Source organism: Actinoplanes sp. CA-051413 (genome assembly GCF_050955795.1).
Taxonomy (GTDB): Bacteria; Actinomycetota; Actinomycetes; order Mycobacteriales; family Micromonosporaceae; genus Actinoplanes.
The window spans coordinates 1,441,046-1,459,313 of record NZ_CP192100.1; the positions used below are offsets into that span (position 1 = coordinate 1,441,046).

21 protein-coding genes and 1 tRNA gene are annotated in these 18,268 nt (G+C 70.6%); 9 read left to right on the top strand and 13 right to left on the bottom strand.

Going from position 1 to position 18,268, the window contains the following annotated elements:
• Positions 1–147: 147 nt before the first annotated feature.
• Positions 148–942 (top strand): SAM-dependent methyltransferase, encoded by a 795-nt coding sequence (locus tag ACQP2Y_RS06825; RefSeq protein ID WP_433725586.1) that lies wholly within the window; start codon positions 148–150, stop codon positions 940–942.
• A gap of 78 nt (positions 943–1,020) precedes the next feature.
• On the opposite strand, the gene ACQP2Y_RS06830 is transcribed toward ACQP2Y_RS06825, so the two are convergent.
• Positions 1,021–1,093 (bottom strand) — tRNA-Lys (locus ACQP2Y_RS06830).
• Positions 1,094–1,249: 156 nt separating this feature from the next.
• On the opposite strand from ACQP2Y_RS06830, the gene ACQP2Y_RS06835 reads away from it, so the two are divergent.
• From ACQP2Y_RS06835 to ACQP2Y_RS06845, 3 genes are all read left to right on the top strand, one after another.
• Positions 1,250–2,533: an Ig-like domain-containing protein gene (locus tag ACQP2Y_RS06835; protein WP_433725588.1), complete on the top strand. Its 1,284-nt coding sequence runs from the start codon at positions 1,250–1,252 to the stop codon at positions 2,531–2,533.
• 188 nt (positions 2,534–2,721) lie between these two features.
• Positions 2,722–3,948 (top strand): Ig-like domain-containing protein, encoded by a 1,227-nt coding sequence (locus tag ACQP2Y_RS06840; RefSeq protein WP_433725590.1) that lies wholly within the window; start codon positions 2,722–2,724, stop codon positions 3,946–3,948.
• Positions 3,949–4,046: 98 nt separating this feature from the next.
• On the top strand, positions 4,047–4,526 hold the full coding sequence (locus ACQP2Y_RS06845) for a hypothetical protein (protein ID WP_433725592.1): 480 nt from the start codon (positions 4,047–4,049) through the stop codon (positions 4,524–4,526).
• A 23-nt stretch (positions 4,527–4,549) separates the two neighbouring features.
• On the opposite strand, the gene ACQP2Y_RS06850 is transcribed toward ACQP2Y_RS06845, so the two are convergent.
• Entirely contained in the window at positions 4,550–5,614 is a 1,065-nt protein-coding gene (locus ACQP2Y_RS06850; protein ID WP_433725594.1) for an MFS transporter, read from the bottom strand.
• A gap of 156 nt (positions 5,615–5,770) precedes the next feature.
• Between ACQP2Y_RS06850 and ACQP2Y_RS06855 the strand changes: the two genes are divergently transcribed.
• Entirely contained in the window at positions 5,771–6,520 is a 750-nt protein-coding gene (locus ACQP2Y_RS06855; protein WP_433725596.1) for an aminoglycoside adenylyltransferase domain-containing protein, read from the top strand.
• A 7-nt stretch (positions 6,521–6,527) separates the two neighbouring features.
• Here ACQP2Y_RS06855 and ACQP2Y_RS06860 read toward each other — a convergent pair whose 3' ends face one another.
• Both ACQP2Y_RS06860 and ACQP2Y_RS06865 read right to left on the bottom strand, forming a co-directional pair.
• On the bottom strand, positions 6,528–6,893 hold the full coding sequence (locus tag ACQP2Y_RS06860; protein ID WP_433725598.1) for a nuclear transport factor 2 family protein: 366 nt from the start codon (positions 6,891–6,893) through the stop codon (positions 6,528–6,530).
• 21 nt (positions 6,894–6,914) lie between these two features.
• Complete coding sequence (locus ACQP2Y_RS06865) at positions 6,915–7,286, bottom strand: nuclear transport factor 2 family protein (protein WP_433725600.1); 372 nt, start codon at positions 7,284–7,286, stop codon at positions 6,915–6,917.
• Positions 7,287–7,375: 89 nt separating this feature from the next.
• Here ACQP2Y_RS06865 and ACQP2Y_RS06870 point away from each other — a divergent pair, with 89 nt between their 5' ends.
• Entirely contained in the window at positions 7,376–8,365 is a 990-nt protein-coding gene (locus ACQP2Y_RS06870) for an RNA polymerase subunit sigma-70 (protein ID WP_433725602.1), read from the top strand.
• Here ACQP2Y_RS06870 and ACQP2Y_RS06875 read toward each other — a convergent pair.
• The 4 genes from ACQP2Y_RS06875 to ACQP2Y_RS06890 form a co-directional block, all read right to left on the bottom strand.
• Positions 8,316–8,666 (bottom strand): PRC-barrel domain-containing protein, encoded by a 351-nt coding sequence (locus ACQP2Y_RS06875; protein ID WP_360555053.1) that lies wholly within the window; start codon positions 8,664–8,666, stop codon positions 8,316–8,318. The genes ACQP2Y_RS06870 and ACQP2Y_RS06875 overlap by 50 nt on opposite strands.
• A gap of 41 nt (positions 8,667–8,707) precedes the next feature.
• Positions 8,708–9,139: a response regulator gene (locus tag ACQP2Y_RS06880; RefSeq protein ID WP_433725604.1), complete on the bottom strand. Its 432-nt coding sequence runs from the start codon at positions 9,137–9,139 to the stop codon at positions 8,708–8,710.
• Positions 9,140–9,304: 165 nt separating this feature from the next.
• Positions 9,305–9,655: a DUF2750 domain-containing protein gene (locus tag ACQP2Y_RS06885; RefSeq protein ID WP_433725606.1), complete on the bottom strand. Its 351-nt coding sequence runs from the start codon at positions 9,653–9,655 to the stop codon at positions 9,305–9,307.
• A gap of 72 nt (positions 9,656–9,727) precedes the next feature.
• Positions 9,728–10,201, bottom strand: a complete 474-nt coding sequence (locus ACQP2Y_RS06890; protein ID WP_433725608.1) for a DUF2000 domain-containing protein — start codon at positions 10,199–10,201, stop codon at positions 9,728–9,730.
• 71 nt (positions 10,202–10,272) lie between these two features.
• Between ACQP2Y_RS06890 and ACQP2Y_RS06895 the strand changes: the two genes are divergently transcribed.
• Complete coding sequence (locus ACQP2Y_RS06895) at positions 10,273–10,740, top strand: Lrp/AsnC family transcriptional regulator (protein WP_433725610.1); 468 nt, start codon at positions 10,273–10,275, stop codon at positions 10,738–10,740.
• Here the strand turns inward: ACQP2Y_RS06895 and ACQP2Y_RS06900 are convergent.
• Positions 10,721–11,344: a DUF2238 domain-containing protein gene (locus ACQP2Y_RS06900; RefSeq protein WP_433725612.1), complete on the bottom strand. Its 624-nt coding sequence runs from the start codon at positions 11,342–11,344 to the stop codon at positions 10,721–10,723. The genes ACQP2Y_RS06895 and ACQP2Y_RS06900 overlap by 20 nt on opposite strands.
• 71 nt (positions 11,345–11,415) lie before the next feature.
• Between ACQP2Y_RS06900 and ACQP2Y_RS06905 the strand changes: the two genes are divergently transcribed.
• The gene (locus ACQP2Y_RS06905; protein WP_433725614.1) at positions 11,416–11,901 is read left to right on the top strand and encodes an N-acetyltransferase family protein; all 486 of its coding nucleotides are present in this window, start codon (positions 11,416–11,418) and stop codon (positions 11,899–11,901) included.
• A 166-nt stretch (positions 11,902–12,067) separates the two neighbouring features.
• A complete protein-coding gene (locus ACQP2Y_RS06910) occupies positions 12,068–12,841 on the top strand; it encodes a hypothetical protein (protein ID WP_433725616.1) in 774 nt (257 codons plus the stop codon).
• A 117-nt stretch (positions 12,842–12,958) separates the two neighbouring features.
• Here the strand turns inward: ACQP2Y_RS06910 and ACQP2Y_RS06915 are convergent, their stop codons facing one another.
• From ACQP2Y_RS06915 to ACQP2Y_RS06930, 4 genes are all read right to left on the bottom strand, one after another.
• A complete protein-coding gene (locus ACQP2Y_RS06915) occupies positions 12,959–15,544 on the bottom strand; it encodes a lipopolysaccharide biosynthesis protein (RefSeq protein ID WP_433725618.1) in 2,586 nt (861 codons plus the stop codon).
• Positions 15,545–15,776: 232 nt separating this feature from the next.
• Positions 15,777–16,283, bottom strand: coding sequence for a GrpB family protein (locus tag ACQP2Y_RS06920; protein WP_433725620.1), 507 nt, complete (start codon positions 16,281–16,283; stop codon positions 15,777–15,779).
• Entirely contained in the window at positions 16,280–17,383 is a 1,104-nt protein-coding gene (locus ACQP2Y_RS06925) for a magnesium and cobalt transport protein CorA (protein WP_433725622.1), read from the bottom strand. Before ACQP2Y_RS06925 ends, ACQP2Y_RS06920 begins: the two co-directional genes overlap by 4 nt.
• 146 nt (positions 17,384–17,529) lie before the next feature.
• Positions 17,530–18,267: an ABC transporter permease gene (locus ACQP2Y_RS06930; RefSeq protein ID WP_360555036.1), complete on the bottom strand. Its 738-nt coding sequence runs from the start codon at positions 18,265–18,267 to the stop codon at positions 17,530–17,532.
• Position 18,268: the final 1 nt, after the last annotated feature.

Consider the following 18,268-nt stretch of genomic DNA (forward strand, 5'->3'; position numbering starts at 1 on the left):
GTGACAACCCCGGCTACCGCAATGATTCCCGCCGGTTCGGCTGCCTCGCGTGTGACCGCGTCCTCGGCGTGGTCGCGCGGCCGGGACGGTGAGGCCGACCGCGCATCGGCCTTGTGCACCCGGTGTGGGTCCCGTACAAACGTGCTCATGGCGCCCACTGAGGACGAGATCTCCGCCCAGCTGCAGCCCGATGTGCCGCATGCGGCACGGATCTGGAACTACTGGATGGGGGGCAGGGACAACTTCGCCGCCGACCGGGCCGCCGGGGACGCGGTGGCGCAGGTCTACCCCGAGATCGTGCTCATGGCCAGGCATTCCCGTCAGTTCCTCATCCGGGTGGTCCGATACCTGGCCGCCGAGGCCGGCATCCGGCAGTTCCTCGACATCGGCACGGGACTGCCGACGATGCAGAACACCCACGAGGTCGCCCAGGCGGTCGCGCCCGAATCGCGGGTCGTCTACGTGGACAACGACCCGCTGGTGCTTGCGCACGCCCAGGCCCTGATGGCCGGAACCGGCGGCCAGGGCCGCGCCACGCATGTGGACGCCGACTACCACGACCCGGAGCTGATCCTCGCCGAGGCGGCGAAGGTGCTCGACTTCTCCCAGCCGGTCGGTGTGATGTTCATGGGCGTCATGGGTTACGAGCCCCGCCTCACGGTGGTGTCGTCCATCGTCAACCGGGTGATGGAGGCGACGCCGCCGGGAAGCTTCCTGGTGTTGTGGGACGGCACGAACACCACCCCGGCCGTGGTGGAGGGTGCCGCACGGCTGGCCCAGAGCGGCGGGGTGCCGTATGTCCTGCGCAGCCCGGACGAGATCGGCAGCTTGTTCGACGGCCTGGAGATGGTGGAGCCGGGCCTGGTGCAGATCACGGATTGGCGCCCGGACGGGAAGGCCGAGTGGCTGGATGCGTACGGGGCGGTAGCGCGCAAGCCGTGACATTGAGGTGGCGAGGCCGAGGGACGAAAAATGGCCCCGACCAAGAGTAGAACCTCTGGTCAGGGCCATCGTCACCTGTGCGCCGCGTAGGACTTGAACCTACAACCCGCGGATTAAGAGTCCGCTGCTCTGCCAGTTGAGCTAGCGGCGCTCGCTGACAACGCAGAAACATTAACACGGGGTTCCCGGGAGCCTGAAATCGGCACCCCCGCATGATCGTCTTGGCGAGTCCCACCGTCGGGATGACCCCTGGCGTTGCGCGGGTAGGGCAGGATGTGCCCGCGGAACGTGGGATCGAGGATCAAGGATGGTCAGCATGCGGCGCTCGCTCGTGGCGGTTGTGGCGTTGGTGGTGGTCACGCCGCTGGCGCTGGCTGCTTGCAGTGGTGATGAGGACAAGCCCACCCCTGCTGCCTGGGTCGGCGCCTCACCTTCTGCTGCCGCTTCCGGTGGGGTGCCCGAGTCCGGTGTCGCCGAGTCCGGCCAGTCCGGCGGTTCCACTGCCGTCTCGCTCACTGTGACTCCTGCCACGGGCAAGAAGGATGTTCCGGTCAGCGCCGAGATCGGTTTCAAGGTCTCCGGCGGCAAGGTGACGACCGTCGCACTCAAGGACGCTTCCGGCAAGACAGTCGCCGGCGCGCTGCGCGACGACGGTTCGGCCTGGGTGCCGAGCAAGCCGCTCAAGACCAACAAGAAGTACGACGCCACGGTCACCGCCGTCGACTCCGCCGGTGGCACCAAGACCGCCGGCACCTCCTTCACGACCATGGGCAAGCCGGCCCGTAAGACCGGCACCGGCCTCTACCTCTTCGACGACCGCACCTACGGCGTGGCCATGCCGGTCGTGGTCGAGTTCAACCCGGGCATCAAGAAGAAGGACCGGGCTGCCGTCCAGAAGCGGATGTTCGTCAAGACGTCCCCGGAGCAGCCCGGCGTCTGGTCGTGGACCGCGAGCGGCACCCAGGCCTACTACCGGGCGCCGAACTACTGGAAGACCGGTACCGAGCTCAAGGTGCGCATCGCCGTCGGTGGTCTGCCGACCGGTGGCGGCCGGTACGGCGACCAGGACCGCGGTGCGACCGCCAAGATCGGCCGCAGCTTCGTCATGAAGGTCGACAACAAGACCAAGAAGATGACCGTGGTCCAGGACGGCAAGACCGTCCGTACGCTGCCGGTCAGTCTCGGCAAGAAGAGCACCCCCTCGTCGAGCGGCACGATGGTCATCATGGAGAAGAAGGCGGCCACCGTCTTCGACACCACCGCCGAGCTGGGCCCGGACGAGGGCTACCGCACCGAGATCGAGTACGCCCAGCGCCTCACCTGGAGCGGCCAGTACGTCCACTCCGCGCCGTGGTCGGTCGGCTCGCAGGGCCGCCGGAATGTGTCACACGGCTGTGTCAACGTGTCCCCGTCGAACGCCCGCTGGCTTTTCGACAAGACGCTGATCGGTGATCCGATCACCGTTCGGGGTACTGAGGACAAGCTCGACGCCGGTAACGGCTGGACGGCGTGGGACATGAGCTGGAAGGAATTCATCAAGGGCAGCGCCCTGCCGGTGCCGGCCGAACTGGCAGCCCAGGAAGGCGCCTGAAACTTGAAGCGTAAAGTGGGTCCGGTCGCTTGAACCCGCGGCGCGGCGCCACCCTCCGGGCGCCGCGGCACGAAACCGGGATTGGTGGCCCGGCATTCATGGGGGAAGATGGGCGCCGGGACGACAGCGCGGTGAGAGGGATCATGGGACTTCGTGGAGAACGGTCGACGGGTGCGCGAGCGCTCCGGATGACCAGCCGGGCCGGGCGACGGCCGTGGCAGGTCGCCGTGGCGGCTCTGGCGACCGCGACTGTGCTGGTCACCGCCGGTTGCAGCGGTGACAAGGCCGAGACCCCCTCCTGGCAGGGCGGCGGACCGGGCGACGGCACCTCGGCCTCGGGCGCCCCCTCGCCGCAGCCCACGCTCAGCACGGTGGCGGTGACCTCGCCCGCGGCGGACGCCAAGGACGTCGAGGCGATCGCCGAGATCAAATACGACACCGAGGACGCCGAGAACACCTCCGTCGAGGTCAAGGACGCTGACGGCGCCGAGGTCAAGGGCACCCTCGACAAGGACAAGAAGGTCTTCACGCCGGCCAAGGCGCTCGGCTGGGGCAAGGCCTACACGGTGACCGTCAACGGCACCCCTTCGGGCGACAAGGGCGGCTCCACCACCAGCAACTTCACGGTGATGAACAAGCCGTCGAAGCTGGTCCGGGTGACGAGCTTCCTCGGTGACGGCAACGTTGTCGGTGTCGGCATGCCGATGATCGTCCGCTTCGGCCGCTCCGTCCCGGAGAAATACCGCGACGACGTGCAGCGCCGCATGACGGTGACGGCGACGCCGGCCCAGGAGGGCATCTGGCACTGGACCAGCCCCACCGAGGTGCACTACCGCCCGAAGACGTACTGGAAGGCCTACACCAAGATCTTCTACAAGGTGCAGCTCGCCGGGGTGCCGATGGGTGACGGCTGGTACGGCCGCTCCGACCTGACCGTGGACCTCAAGGTCGGCCGCTCGTTCGTGATGACGGTGTCCAACAAGACCAAGAAGATGACCGTCAAGCAGGACGGCAAGGTCGTCAAGACCATCCCGGTCAGCCTGGGCAAGAAGACCACCCCCTCCTCCAGCGGCACGATGGTCGTGATCGAGAAGAAGGAACACACCGTCTTCGACACGACCGACGAGCTGCCCGAGGGCGAGGGCTACAAGACGAAGATCGACTACGCGCAGCGGATCACCTGGAGCGGCCAGTTCATCCACGCCGCGCCGTGGTCCGAGGGCGTGCAGGGCAAGCGCAACGTCTCGCACGGCTGCGTCAACGTCTCGATGGCCATGGGCAAGTGGCTGTTCTCCCGCACGATGCTCGGCGACCCGATCACGGTCAGCGGCACTGAGGAGAAGCTGAAGAACGGCAACGGCTGGACGGACTGGAACATGAGCTGGGAAGACTACAAAAAGGGCAGCGCCATCTGAGCGCGCCTGACAAACCGCGTGCCGCGGGCCGGTCGGTTTCCGACCGGCCCGCGTGCCGTCTCCCCGGGGTACGCCCCCAGCGGCCTTACCCTGAGCCGATGCCACGATCACTGCCCGCTTTCGCCCGGTCCGTCCTGACAGCCGGCAGCCTGATCGCCGCCGGCCTGGTCGGCGGGAGCATGATCGCCGCCTGCTCGAGCCCGTCGTCGGAACCGGCCTCCGCGCCGCCGGCCAAGGCGAGCAGCGCACCGGTCCCCAGCGCCCCGGTCCCCAGCGCACCGGCACCCTCGGCCGCCTCGGACGACGAGCCACCCGGCGCGATCGCCTGCGGCAAGGCCGTCCGCGCGGTCAGCGACGCCTCACTGATGACCCCCGGCGTGGTCGCCGACATCACCGCCGCCTCAGGAACGGCGGACGCCCCGGTCGCCGACGCGGCGCAGGCCCTGTCGGCGGCGTACACGAAGGCGGTGGCCGCCCACGGCACTGACGCCGAACCGGACGCGGTCGCGGCGGTCAGCGCGGCGGCAGCGGAACTGGTCAAGATCTGCGGCGACTCAGGCCTCGAAACGGTCGGCTGACCCATTACCAAGGCCGCCGGCGCTCAGGTGGCGGGAAGGCCCTTGAGGGAGCGGATGGCCGAGCAGGCGGGAATGAGCGCCGCGCCGGCCGAGACGGCTGCGGCGAAGGCGATCACCAGGCGCGGCCCGATGCCGGTGGCAGCCATCCCACCCGCGAGGGCGCCGACGGTCGTCGCCCCGTACGAGATGGTTTTGACCACGGCGTTGACCCGTCCCAGTAGGGCACCAGGTGTCATCGCCTGGCGCAGGGCGATGCTGTGCAGGTTGAGCATTCCTGGTCCCGTACCCGCGAACAGTGCACCCGCCACGACCATGATCAGACCGCTGCCCGCCGCGACCAGGCCCATGCCCGCCGCGGCCGCGACGGCGGCCGTCACCACGACGCGGCCGATCCCCAACCGGCCCGCCGCGGCCGGGCTGATCAGCGCCCCCAGCAGGAACCCGCCGCCGAACGCCGCGACGGCGACCCCGACGGCGGCCGCCGGCAGTCCCAGCGGGCCGAGCACGAACAGCAGCAACGCGGTCTGGAAGGCCTGCGCGGCCAGATTGTTGACCGCCAGGTAGAGCGTCATCGGCCGCACGTAGCGGTCGCGCCACAGCCACGCCCAGCCCGCTCCCGGCCGGGACGTCCGTCGGTCCGGCGCCGGGACCGGCGACGGCCACCGGTTGACGGCGGTGAGCAGCGCGCCGGCCAGGAACGACAGCGCGTCCAGCAGCACCACCCCGGCCGCGGTCAGCGCGCCCACCAGCGCGCCGCCGACTCCCGGGCCCACCAGCGCGGCGCCCGCGTGCGCCACCTCGACGGCCCGGTTCGCGTGCGGCAGCCGGTCCGGCCGGTCGACCAGCTGGGGGAGCACCGACAGGTACGTGACCTCGTAGAGCACCGTGAACACGGCCACCAGCAGCACCAACGCCACCAGCCACCCGAGGGTCAGCACGTGCAGCGCGGCGGCCACCGCGATCGCCACAGCCAGGGGGAAGCGGGCCGTGTCGGCGATCAGCAGCAACCGCCGCCGTGACACCCGGTCCACCAGCAGCCCCACCGGGACCGCTAGCAGCAGGAACGGCAGGGTCTGCGCGGCCCGCACCGCTCCGACCCCCGAGCCGGAAGCGTCCGATGGCGAGCAGCGGAAGCGCCACGGTGGAGAGGGCGCCACCCGCCGCGCTGATCGCGTCCCCGGCCCAGAACAGCCGGAAACGCCGCTGCTGCCACACGTTTCCACCCTACGGATACCGTGACGCGGGTGAATGTCGAGCAGACCTGCGCGACCTACCTGGACCTGGCCGACCGGCATGCGCCCGGCCTGGTGCGCGGGCTCTACCTGCAGGGGTCGGTCGCGCTCGGGGACTATCAGCCCGGCGTCAGCGACATCGACTTCGTCGCGGTCGTCTCCGGTACGCCGGACGTGGCGACCCTGCGAGCCGTGCACGCCGACCTGCGACGAGCCCACCGCGAGCCGTACTTCGACGGTCTGTACGTGACCGCCGAGGACCTCCGGCGTGATCCCGCCACCTGCCCGCCCGGGCCCGCGGTACACGAGTGGCAGGTCGAGCCGGAGTCACGCTTCGAACGGCATCTCGTGACCTGGCACGTGCTCGCCCAGAGCGGGGTCGCCGTCCGGGGTCCCGGCGTGGCCGGGCTCGGTATCCACACCGACTGGCCGGCGCTGGCCGAGAGCACCCGGCAGAACCTCGCCGGCTACTGGACCCGCTGGCGCGACGTGACCGCGCGCGGCCCGGCCGGTTTCAGCGCCCGGGCGACGTCCTGGGGTGTCCTCGGGGCTGCTCGGCTGCGGCACACGCTTGCCGCCGGGCGGGTCACAGCGAAGACCGAGGCCGCCGACTTCGCCCTGCGGACGTACGACGAACGCTGGCATCGGGTGATCCGGGAAGCCCGGCGGATCCGGGTCGGCGGGCCGGCGCTGTACCGGAACCCGGTGCGCCGGCGCGCCGACCTGATCGGCTTTCTGCGGGTCGTGCTCGACGGGGCCTGAAAGCTGCTCAGACGACGCTCGCGTGGGCCGCGATGATGCGCCAGCCGTGCTCGTCGTCGTGCACCCACGTGCGGGTGTAGCGCATCCGGGCCTCGAACGGCGTGCCGTTGATGCTGCCGCGCAGGTCGCCGAGGAACCAGGTGATCCCGGTCCGCCCGGCGACCAGCACGGTCAGCTCCTCCTCGTGCAGGGCATCGATCACCTGCGTGCCGGTGCGGTGCACGCGCAGGTCGTCCTGTTTGCCGTAGAGCGCGCCGTCGGGCCCGGTGAAGACCAGCCGGTCGTCGAGCAGTTCGTCCAGCGCCGGTACGTCCGACGCCAGCTGGGCAGCCTGCAGGCGGCGTTCCGCCGTGCGCAACTCGTTCTCGTCCACCGGTACCTCCTGCCGCTGACGCTAGGCCATGGCCTGCCTCGCGGCGGCGAAGGGGAGGCGGTCGAAGATGAAGCGGCTGTGGGTGATCCGGCCCTGCCGCACGGTCAGGCATTCGGCGCCGGGAGCGCTGGCTACGAGCGCGGAGCTGGTGTCGTACATCAGCAGGGCTTTGTCCTCGTCGCCGAAGGCGGCGATCAGGGTAGTGCTGATCAGCGACCGGGCGAACGGCGCGAGGAAGTCGCGGTAGGCGTCGCGGCCGTCGATACGGCCGGCCGGTGCGTCGCAGACCAGGTCGTCCGCGACATAGGTCAAGGCCAGCTCGACGTCCTTGCTCGTCCAGGCCCGGTGGTACGCCAGCGCCACGCGCAGGGCGGCACTCTCTTCTTCCGGCATCGGGGTTCCCTTCGGTTCGGTGCTCGGTCCCTTGTTGAGACACCGGCGCGGGGACGATCGGAACGGTCCGGGGATGAGATGCTGCGGGCGTGGACGGTACGGACTTCGGTGAGCTGGTCGAGCCGTACCGTGGTGAGCTGCTGGTGCACTGTTACCGGCTGCTCGGGTCGCTGAGCGATGCCGAGGACGCCCTGCAGGAGACGCTGGTGGCGGCCTGGAAGGGGCTGGCGGGTTTCGAGGGCCGCTCCTCGCTGCGCACCTGGCTCTACACGATCGCGACCAACCGCTGTCTCAACCTCCGGCGCTCGGCCGGCCGGCGTGTCCCAGTGGCGCCGGAACCTCCGTTCGAGCCGCCCGCGCCGACCCGGCGCGACGCGGTGACGTGGCTGCAGCCGTGCCCCGACACCCTGCTGGAGCAGCTTCCCGACACTGCTCCGGGCCCGGAGGCGCGCTACGGCATGAAGGAGGCGGTGGAGCTCGCGTTCATCACCGCGCTGCAACGGCTTCCGCCCCGGCAGGCCGCCGTCCTGATCCTGCGGGACGTCCTCGGGTATCCGACCGCCGAGGTCGCCGGGATGCTCGCGACCACTCCCACCGTGGTGAAGGGCGTGCTCCAGCGGGCCCGGTCCGCGGTGGGCGACGGGCGGACGACGCCGCACGACGGCCGGCTGGCGCGACGCTTCGCGGACGCGTTCACAGCCGGTGACGTGGACACGGTCGTTGGGCTGCTGCTCGACGACGCCTGGCTGACCATGCCGCCGGCGCCGCACGAATATCAGGGCCCGGCGGCGATCGGCGCTTTCCTGCGGGCCAGCGACGCGTGGCGGGGGTCGCGGCAGCTGCTCCTCGTCCCGGCCGAGGTCAACACCCAGCCGGCTTACGCCTGCTATCTGGCCGAGCCCGGCGAGACGGTCGCGCGCCCGGCCGGCCTGCTGGCGCTGACGGTACGCGGGGAGCGCATCGCCGGCTTGACCCGCTTCCACGACAACGCCGCGCTGAGCCGCCTCGGACTCGTCGCGGCCGCCGGGGTCACTTCGGCTGGACGAGCCAGTTCCAGGCCCGGCGCAGACCGTCGGTGAAGGAGTCGTCCTCGCCGGCCTTGGCCATCGTCTCCTCGGTGGGCTCGTGCAGCTCGGCCGCGGGGACCGCCACGATGACACCGTGTTCGAAGAGGCCGTCGATCTGGGTCGCGGCGGCGTAGCGGTGGCCCTGCGCGGTCTTCACGACCAGGCCCTGGAAGATCTCGTCCCGGTCGTCGGAGAGGACGTGCGCGACCGTGCCCACCTTGTCGCCCGCGCGGTCGTAGACCGGCGTGCCGTCGGCGAGGACGAGGAAAGACTGCGGGGCCCCGAGGTCCTCGGGGGCGGTGTTGTCCGACATGGCTCTGCTCGTACCCCGCGGGGATGCGCGGTAACCGGCGCTCAGTCGCCCGGCGGGAGCAGCGCCACTTCGCGGTAGAAGCGGTCGATCGTCCGGACCGTGGCCTCGAACTCGTCCAGCCCGAACGGCTTGGTCACGTACGCGTTCGCCCGGTGCTGGTAGCTCGACGCGATGTCCGGCGCCGCGCCCGAGGTGGTCAGGATGACCACCGGGATGGTCTTCAGCCGCTCGTCGGTCTTGATCGCTTCCAGCGTCTCGCGGCCGTCCATGCGGGGCATGTTGAGGTCCAGCAGGATCAGATCGGGGCGGTGGGCGTCCTCGTACGGCGCCGTGCGCAGCAGGTAGTCGAGCGCCTCGCGCCCGTCCGCCACCCGGTTGACCGTCGTCTGCTGCTCGGAACCCTCGAGCGCCTCCGAGATCATCAGGGCGTCGGCATCGTCGTCGTCGACAACGAGGATCTCGAGACTTCGCACCGCTACCCCTTTGTTTGCAGTTCGGCAAGCATAGGGGGTGCCGGGGTCCGGGGCCACCGGCCCACGCGACGATTGCCCGGTCGTGCCTAGGAACCGTCGTCCGCGAGTGCGCCGACGTGCTGCGCGACTTCCCGCGCAGCGGGTCTCCTTGAGCGGTGAGCGTCGTCAGGGCTGCTCGGTGAACCACGCGGCGACCCGGTCGGGCGCCAGGTCGAAGCCGGTGGCGCGGGCGCCGGCCCAGTTCACCCCGACCAGCAGCCCGTCCTGCCGCAGGCCGGGCAGCCAGCTGTCCAGCCAGTCGGCCATCGGGATCTCCACCACGTCGAAGCCCCGGTACGCCGGCACCGCGCCGACCACGCGTTCGGCCCGGGAGGGCTTGGACCAGAACGGCATGGCCCGCCGGCCGGCCTCGTCCTCCGGAGCCGGATAGCCCGCGGCGTCCCGGATCGACCAGACCCGGCCCTCCTGGGGCGCCTCCCGGCGGAACGCCGCCGAATGGGCCGCACTGAGCGACATGCCGTCTCCCTCTGTCGGTAACCACCCCTATCGTCGCGTATCGGGGCTTTACCGGTGATTTGAACGGTCAAATCAAGCGAGCAGGCCCAGGCGGTGCACCAGCTTGTCGATCCGGTTGCGCGGCCCGACCAGGCTGACCGCGTGGTACGCCAGCTCGGCGCCGGCCGTCTCCCCGACCTGGCGCAGGTACTCGTCGTACACCCGGGTGGCCTGGCCCTGGACCGGCATGTCGGCGACGAAGACGCCCAGCGAGTCGGCTGCCCGCGTACGGATCTCGGTGAGCCGGGCGACGGGCGCGCCCAGCACCGAGCAGCCCGCCCAGGGCAGGCCGGGGTGCACGGAGCTGTCGGCGTCCTTGGCGTCCGGCCCGAGCAGCCCGGTCACCGCCGCGGTCGTGGCCGCCGCGACACAGATGGCCGCGTTGGTGGCGCGTCCGGCGGGCAGCGCCTCGTCGACGACGATCACCCACTTGAGCCGGGCGGAGCGGGTGGGCTCGCCAGTACGGATCTCCGCGGGCTCGAAGCCCACCTGATTAATGCCGTTCATAGTGAGAAACGGTAGGCATCCGCACGGGGTGCTGACAAGGAATCCGTACTTAATCCGGATACGCTGGCGCTATGGCGCATCTGGACGAACTTGATACGGCGTTGCTGCGGGAGTTGCAGATCGATGCACGGCGCACCAACCGCGACATCGCCGCCGCGGTCGGGGTCTCGCCGACGACCGCGCTGGACCGCACCCGGGCGCTGCGCGAGCGCGGCGTCATCCGGGGCGCCAGCCTCACCGTCGACCTGGCCGCGATCGGCCGGCCGGTGCAGGCGCTCATCGCGGTCCGGATCCGGCCCCCGTCGCGACGGAACATCGAGGCTTTCCGGAACTGGGTGACCGCCCTGCCGGACACGCTCGGCGTCTTCGTCACCACCGGCTCGGAGGACTTCCTGATCCACGTGGCGGTGCCGGACAACGAGAGCCTCTATGCCTTTGTCATCGACCGGCTGACCGAGCACGCGCACGTGGCGGACGTGCGCACCTCCGTGGTCTACGAGCACCTGCGCAACGACCGAATTACTCCGGTGGTGTCCTGAGCCCATCCAGCTGACGGTCGTGCCGGCGGGAGAAGAGCAGCTGGCTGACGACCGCACCGCACAGCGCCAGGAACATGTCCCACTGGGTGTCCCACACGTCGCCCTGCGCGCCGAGGAAGTCGTCGGCCGCGCTGCCGCCGATCAGGGCCGACCACCACTCGAAGAACTCCCAGCACGCGCTCACGCCGAGGACCACGCAGACCACCAGGGCGAAGAGCCAGCCGCCAGGACGCAGCGGGGTGCGGCGCAGCAGGATCTCGCGGGCGATGATCGCCGGGGTGATGCCCTGGAAGAGATGCCCCAGCCGGTCGTACGGGTTGCGCTCCAGCGAGAACAGGTCCTGCACCCATTCCCCGGCCGGGACCTGGGCGTAGGTCCAGTGGCCGCCGATCATCAGGATCAGCGCCTGGGCCAGGATCAGCCGGTAGGCGAGCGGCGTCAGCGGGAAGCGCCGGTAGGTCAGCACCAGGACCGGGGCGGCGATCAGCGCCGGCAGCACCTCGAGCAGCCAGGTGCCGTAGGAGTACGGACGGATCGCGGAGATCGCGAGAGCCAGGATCCCGGCGCCCAGCAGGACGGCCGGCTCGCGGCGTGCCTCAGTCATGTCGCGAATCCTGTCAGCGGGACCGCCCCGCCACCTGGGTACGCGAACTCAAGTCGCCCTAGGGTCGACGTATGTGGATCAGAGAGGCGACAGAGCAGGACTGGCCCCGGATCTATCCGTTCTGGTCGCAGATCGTGGAGGCCGGCGAGACGTACGCGTACCCGCTCGGGCTCGGCCCCGACGAGGCCCGGGCGTTGTGGATGGAGCAGCCACCCGGCCGCACCGTGGTGGCGGTGGAGGGTGACGAGATCCTCGGCTCGGCGAAGATGGGGCCCAACCGGCCGGGCCGCGGCGCGCACGTCGCCACCGGCAGTTTCATGGTCGACCCGGGCCGGCACGGCCGGGGCGTCGGCCGGGCGCTGGGTGAGCACGTCGTCGAGTGGGCCCGCGCCGACGGCTATCACAGCATCCAGTTCAACGCGGTTGTGCAGGTCAACGCCGCTGCCGTGCACCTTTGGCAGTCGCTGGGCTTCGTGATCATCGGCACCGTTCCGGAAGCATTTGATCATCAGTCGAAAGGACTAGTAGGCCTCCACGTAATGGTTAAAAAGCTATAAATTCTCCCGAAACGCCTCTAAATCCCGTAGTGAGGCGCAAATCGCCCATAACCTCTCTTTCGTCAGGCCAGCCCTCGGCCTGACAACGAACTAGTTTCGGAGGAATGGGATGAACAAGTCTCGGCGTATCGGAGCCCTCGTGGCCGCCACCGTCGCTTCGGTTGGCATGGCGTCGCTGGTGGCGCCCACCGCTGCGGAAGCGGCACCGCGGGGACCGCAGCCCGTCTCCAACTTCGTGCAGCGGGTCCGGGCCCACACCGACACCTGGGTCAGCATCCGCTGGCAGACCGACCGTCGCATCTGTGACGCCCAGGTCTGGGTGAGCGGCCGGCGCGTCGACGTCGACTACCCGCGCAACGCCCGCTCGACGTCCTTCTCGCGGGGCGACTCGCTGCGCCCGGGGCGCACCGACTTCACCGCGTTCCGCGTGAACGCGGACTTCGACCGCTCCGGCGTGGCGCTGCTGCGCGCCACCCTCGTGTACGACAACTGCGGCCGCTTCGACCGCCCCGTGCGCCGGTCCTTCGGGATCGCCATGCCGGTGGTCGCGTACCGCCCGGGCAACGGTGGCCCGATCGGTGGCGGCAACGGCCACGGTAACGGCAACAACGGTGGCGGCAACAACGGCCACCAGGGCGGCAACAACGGTCACCAGGGCGGCAACAACGGTCACCAGGGTGGCAACAACGGTCACCAGGGTGGCAACAACGGTCACCAGGGTGGCAACAACGGCGGCACCACCGGTGGCGGCACGACGGGTGGCGGCACGACGGGTGGCGGCACGACGGGTGGCGGCACGACGGGTGGCGGCACGACGGGTGGCGGCACGACGGGTGGCGGCACGACGGGTGGCGGCACGACGGGTGGCGGCACGACGGGTGGCGGCACCACGGGTGGCGGCACCACGGGTGGCGGCAGCCACGGTGGCGGGCACCACTGACGTCCGGCTCACTGAAGTGACGCGCGGGTGGCCGGACGGCCACCCGCGCGTTCTCCTGTTCCGGAGCTGATTACGCGCGACCGGCGGGGGCGGCCGGCCGCGCGTAAGTCCTCATCCTCAGCGGGTCGCCATGATGAGCGCGGCCGGGTCGGTGCAGACCAGCTCCAGCGCCCGGGCCACCACGGCCGGGTCGTACGTCGAGGCGTGGAACGTCGCCTCCAGGTGCAGCACCCCGCCCATCTCGGACGTGGTGAGCGTGATGCCCTCCGGCCCGTTGAGCGTCGGCACGCTCTGGTTGACCCGGCCCGCGGCCTCGGCCGCCCACGGCAGGTCGGCGAGCACGTCGTGCCGGCCCTGGTTGCTGAACGTCAGCCGGGGCCGCGGTTCGATCGCCGCCTCCGACGGGTACGCGTCCGGCAGGCCCGGTGCGCCGGCCACCGCGATCTTGCCCTCGCGCAGCAGCATCATGGTCAGGATCCGGCCGGTGGCCAGTTCCGCCTTGAGCGTCGTGTGGATCGCCTGCGGGTCGGTCAGGCTCGGCGGGCTCAGGAACGGGCCCATGCAGAAGTTGCTGTCGATGCTGACGCCCTGGTCCACGTAGCGCCGGGCGTCGGCCAGGAACGTGCCGCCGGACAGGTCCGGGTTCAGGCCCAGCTCGCGCAGCGCCGCCGTGAACGCGGCGAACGTGATCGCCGAGGTGGTGACGCCGGGCGCGTACTGGTCACGCCACGTGCGCATCTTGCCGAGCACCTCCGCCGAGCGGGCGGTCTCCACTGTCAGTCCCGGCGTCCACGGCCGCGTCGGCGACTCCTGCGGGTGCGGCGGCCGGGCGAAGCTCAGCCCCTGCTTCCACCGGCCCGGCTTGGTGCCGAACTGCTTCCACCAGGCCTTCGGCAGCGCCCACCGGTGCCGGACGGACGGGGCGATCTGGGCGGCCCGTTCCTCGCCGGCCGCCCGGATCAGCTCGCGGAGCAGCGTGTTCACCGGGCCCGCGTCGCCGTACGCGTGCGCCACCTTCATGGCCACGTACCCGCCGCCGGCCAGGATCCGCACCGGGTGGTGACCGCGCGGCTCGGCCTGCAGCTCGCGGGTCATCGCGTCGAAGTCGGCCGGTCCGTCACCGAGGTCGGTGACCGCCTCCCGCACGTAGGCCGCGAACGCGGTCGCGTCCATGTGCAGCCACTTGGCGCCGGCGCGATCGAGACGCGACACCGCCCGGTGGGTCGGGTCGGCGGCGTGCAGGCCGATCAGGGCGGTCCGCAACCGCTCGGCGGTCACCCCGGTCAGCGGGCCGACGGTACGGATGTACTCCAGCGGCAGCCAGGCGCGTTCGCGCAGAGTCAGGCTGGTGGTCGACATGATGTTCTCCTCCAGGGGCGGGCGGGCGAGGACGACCCGCAGCACGGTCGGCGCGACGAGCACCATCTCGACGGCCATCACCACTGCCACCCAGGTGACGAGTTCGGTGAGGCTGCCGCGGCTGCCGCCGTACCAGGCGGCGACGAGCTCGGCGATGCCGGCGAAGACCGAGAAGATGCCGGCGCCCCGGACGCGGCCCTGCACCCGGGAGATCGCCAGGAAGAAGTGGTGGAAGACGAACGGCACGTAGGTCAGCGCCAGGATCATCAGCGCGGTGCCGGCCGACTCGGCGTAGCTGGCCCCGAACAGGCCCATGATCGGCTTGGCGAAGAAGACCACGACCAGCGAGACCGGCAGGCCGCCGCCGAGACAGATGAGCAGGCCCATCCGCACCTTGGAACGCAGTGCGGCCTTGTCACCGCTGGCCACCGCGAACAGCGTCAGGGCCACGTTGCCGGGCACCATCGCCAGGAACGAGAGCACCATGAACGCGGTGTAGAAGGACGCGTTCGCCTCGGCCGACAGCACCGCGGTGACGACCAGGGGCAGGGCCGCGCGCGGCAGGTAGGTGGCCAGGTTCAGCAGGTTGTGGTCGAACGTCGCCCGGCCCCGGCCGCGCAGCAGCGACACGCGGGGGCGTACCGAATCGACCATGCCCTTGCGCCGCAGCGTGCGGCCCAGGATCACCACCGAGAGGACCATGCCGGCGATCCAGGTGAGCAGCAGTTCGCCGCCGGTCAGGGTGAGCGGCAGCACGGCGAGCACGCCGAGCAGGACCAGCTTCACCACCGAGAACCAGGCGTTGCGCATCAGCTGCAACGGTCCCTGCAGGAGCCCGACCAGGGCCTCGTCCAGGACCAGGGTCATCGCGTTGAGCGCGATGCCGAAGACCAGCAGCACGGTGGCGGCCGTGCTGCCGAGCGCGTTCTGCAGGCCGGGGACGGCCAGGTGGGCGAGCGCGACGTAGATCAGCCCGCCCAGGGTCGCGGCGCTGCCGGCGACCAGCAGGCAGGTGGAGATCAGTTCCCACTTGCGGCCGCGCAGCGCGGGCAGGTCGGAGATCAGCATGGTGCCCATGCCGAACATGCCGATCGTGCCGATCAGCGTCATCGCGGAGACCGCCGCGGACGCCTGGCCGACGGCCTCGGCCGATGCGGTACGCGCGGCCAGCCACCAGTACGCGAAGCCGAACAGCGACGTGATCGCCGTCGTGGCCATCAGCGAACCGGCGTTCAGGAACAGGTCCAGATGCCCGCGCAGAACGGTGACCAGGCCACCACGACCCGGACCTTCCGGTCCCGGATCCAGGCTTTCCGGCACGACCTCGGTGACCGTACTTTCCACTACTACCGCCCCCAGTGCAGTGATCGAATCCAAACGGTAGTTACCCGCAGTATTCGACTGCCACGGCAGAGTGGTGCACACTCCGCACACTGTCCGGAGTGGAGAACCTGCGGACCGGGGGACGGGTCCGGACCGTTCGGTGGATCTTTGAGGCGCCTGGGACCTCAGGCGTTATGCCTGGTCACAGCCGTAACGTCCGATGCCGCGGGTGAGCCGGCACACGGCGGGAGGCCTACTCCTCCCAGACCGGCACGGAGGGTAGACCCCGCTCGGCGCGGGCCGCGTCGGTGAGCTCCTGGATCAGCCCGGTCTTACCCCGCGTGTACGCGTCCCCCGGCCCGAACTTGTCCATCAGCTCGCGCTTGAGGGCGGCGTACCGGTCCCGGTCGGCGGGATGGGTGAGCAGGTGGTCGCGCAGCAACCGCTCGTTGCGCACCGGCCAGCTCTCCGCCGTGACGACGTGCAGGTGGTACGCCGTGCTGTCGTAGTCCTCGCGCCGGAAGAAGAGGCGCTGCGGCATGTCGGTCGGCGCTTTGCGGTAGCCGAACGTCCCGAGCGCGCTGGTGTTGACGTCGTCGAGGTCCTCGAGGCTCGCCATCAGGTCGATCACCGGTTTGGCCGGCAGCCCGGGCACTGCGGTGCTGCCGACGTGCTCGACCGCCAGGAACAGCGGTGCCAGCACGACACAGGCCTGCCGGCCCAGGTCGGCCCACCGCTGGTCGGGCTCCGCGATCGTCACAGCCAACCCACCTTCTTCAAGCGGCGGTGCAGCACCACCGCGGCCCCGGCCATCAGCAGCAGCACGCCCGCATAGCCGTATCGCCAGCCCAGCTCGGGCATGAACTCGAAGTTCATCCCGTAGATGCCGGCGATGGCGGTCTGCACGGCGGCGATCGCGGCCCACGACGCGATCTTGCGCATGTCATTGTTCTGGTCCACCGACACCTGCGCGAGCCGGGCCTGCAGGATCGAGTTCAGCAGATCGTCGAAACCGGCGACCCGGTCCACCGCCCGGTTCAGCCGCCCCCGCACATCCACCAGGTACGGGTACAGCCCCGCCGGCACGATGTCGCGGTCGAGCAGTCGCTGCAACGGCTCCTGCAGCGGCAGCACCGCCCGTTTGAACTCCACCATCTCCCGCTTGAGCTGGTAGATGTGCGCGATGTCAGGCGGCTTGCTGGCGGAGAAGGAGACCTCCTCCAGCGCCTCGAGGTCGTGCTCCACGTGCGCGGCGACCTCCAGGTAGAGGTCGACCATGCGGCTGCTGACCGCGTACGCGACCGCCCACGGACCCTCGGCCAGCAGGGCGGGCCGCTGCTCCAGCTCCTGACGGACCGGCCGCAATGCACCCGCGGCCCCGTGCCGCACGGTGATGACGAAACGGTCGCCGATCAGCACGGTGACGTCGCCGGTGTCCACCACCTCGGAGCTCTCGGTCAGCTCCTCGTGCTCGACGTAGCGCGCGGTGCGCAGCACGAGCCGGGTGACCTCGCCGATCACTTCGGCGGCGGGCCGGTGCCCGGCCGTGGCGGCCTGTTCGGCGGTGAGCTCGTGCAGGCCGAAGACCCGGGCGATCGCGGCCATCGTGGGCTCGTCCGGCTCGTGCAGCCCGAGCCAGACGAACGCGTCCTTCTGCCGGTGCGCCTGGCGGACGGCGTGCGCGTAGTGCAGCTGCCCGGGCCGGCGCGCACCCGCGTGATACACGGCGCAGTCGACGACGGCGTCGGGATTGCTGCGCCTCTGCTCCGGCGCGGCGGGCACCGGGCGGGCCAGGCCCTCGATGAGCCGGCCGAGCGTACGCGGAAGGGAGCGCGTCTCGCGCCGCCGCAACCCGAACATCCGCGGTTCCCCCATCGATCGCCGGTCGTCCGGGATGACGGTAACGGTTGACCGCCCGCTTGCGCCGCACCGTGTGCCCGTACCGGGTTCGGATCCTGCACCGGCGCGGGCCGGGCCGGCTCGCCGAGCCGGCCCGGCCGCCCGGATCAGGCCGAGCGACGCATCGCCCGGGTGCCGACCAGCAGGCCGAACGCGCCCACCGCGGCGGCCGCGATCGCGCCGGTCACGGTCGTCGACGCCCAGACGTCGCCGTTGAACAGCGCCCGTTCCGCGTCGACCACGTAGGTCAGCGGGTTCCACTTCGACAGCGCCTGCAGCCAGCCCGGCCCGGCCTCGACCGGCAGCAGCATGCCCGCGAGCAGCAACAGCGGGAACAGCAGCGTCTGCTGCACGGTCCAGAACAACCACTCCTGATTCTTCGCCGCCAGCGCCAGCGTGTACGACAGCGAGCCGAGCCCCAGGCAGAAGACCGACAGGATGACCAGGCCCAGCAGCGCGCCGCCGAGGTGCAGGTCGAAACCGAACGGCAGGCAGATCGCCACGATGACCGCGGCCTGCACGACCACCGGCACGATCTCCTTGAGCGCGCGGCCGATCAGCAACGCGGGCCGGCGCAGCGGGGTGACCAGCATCCGCTCGTGCGACCCGGTCTGGATCTCGAAGAGCAGGTTGGAACCGGTCATCGAGGTGCCGAACAGGCACGACATCACCACGATGCCGGGCACGAACCACTGCAGGCTCAGATCGTCGGGCAGCAGCGGCGCGAACAGGCCCAGGAAGACCAGCGGCTGGACCATCGCGAAGACGACGGTGAACGGGTTGCGCAGGACCGGCCGCAGTTCGCGGCTGAAGACCACGCCGGTGTCGGTGACGAGATTGGTCATG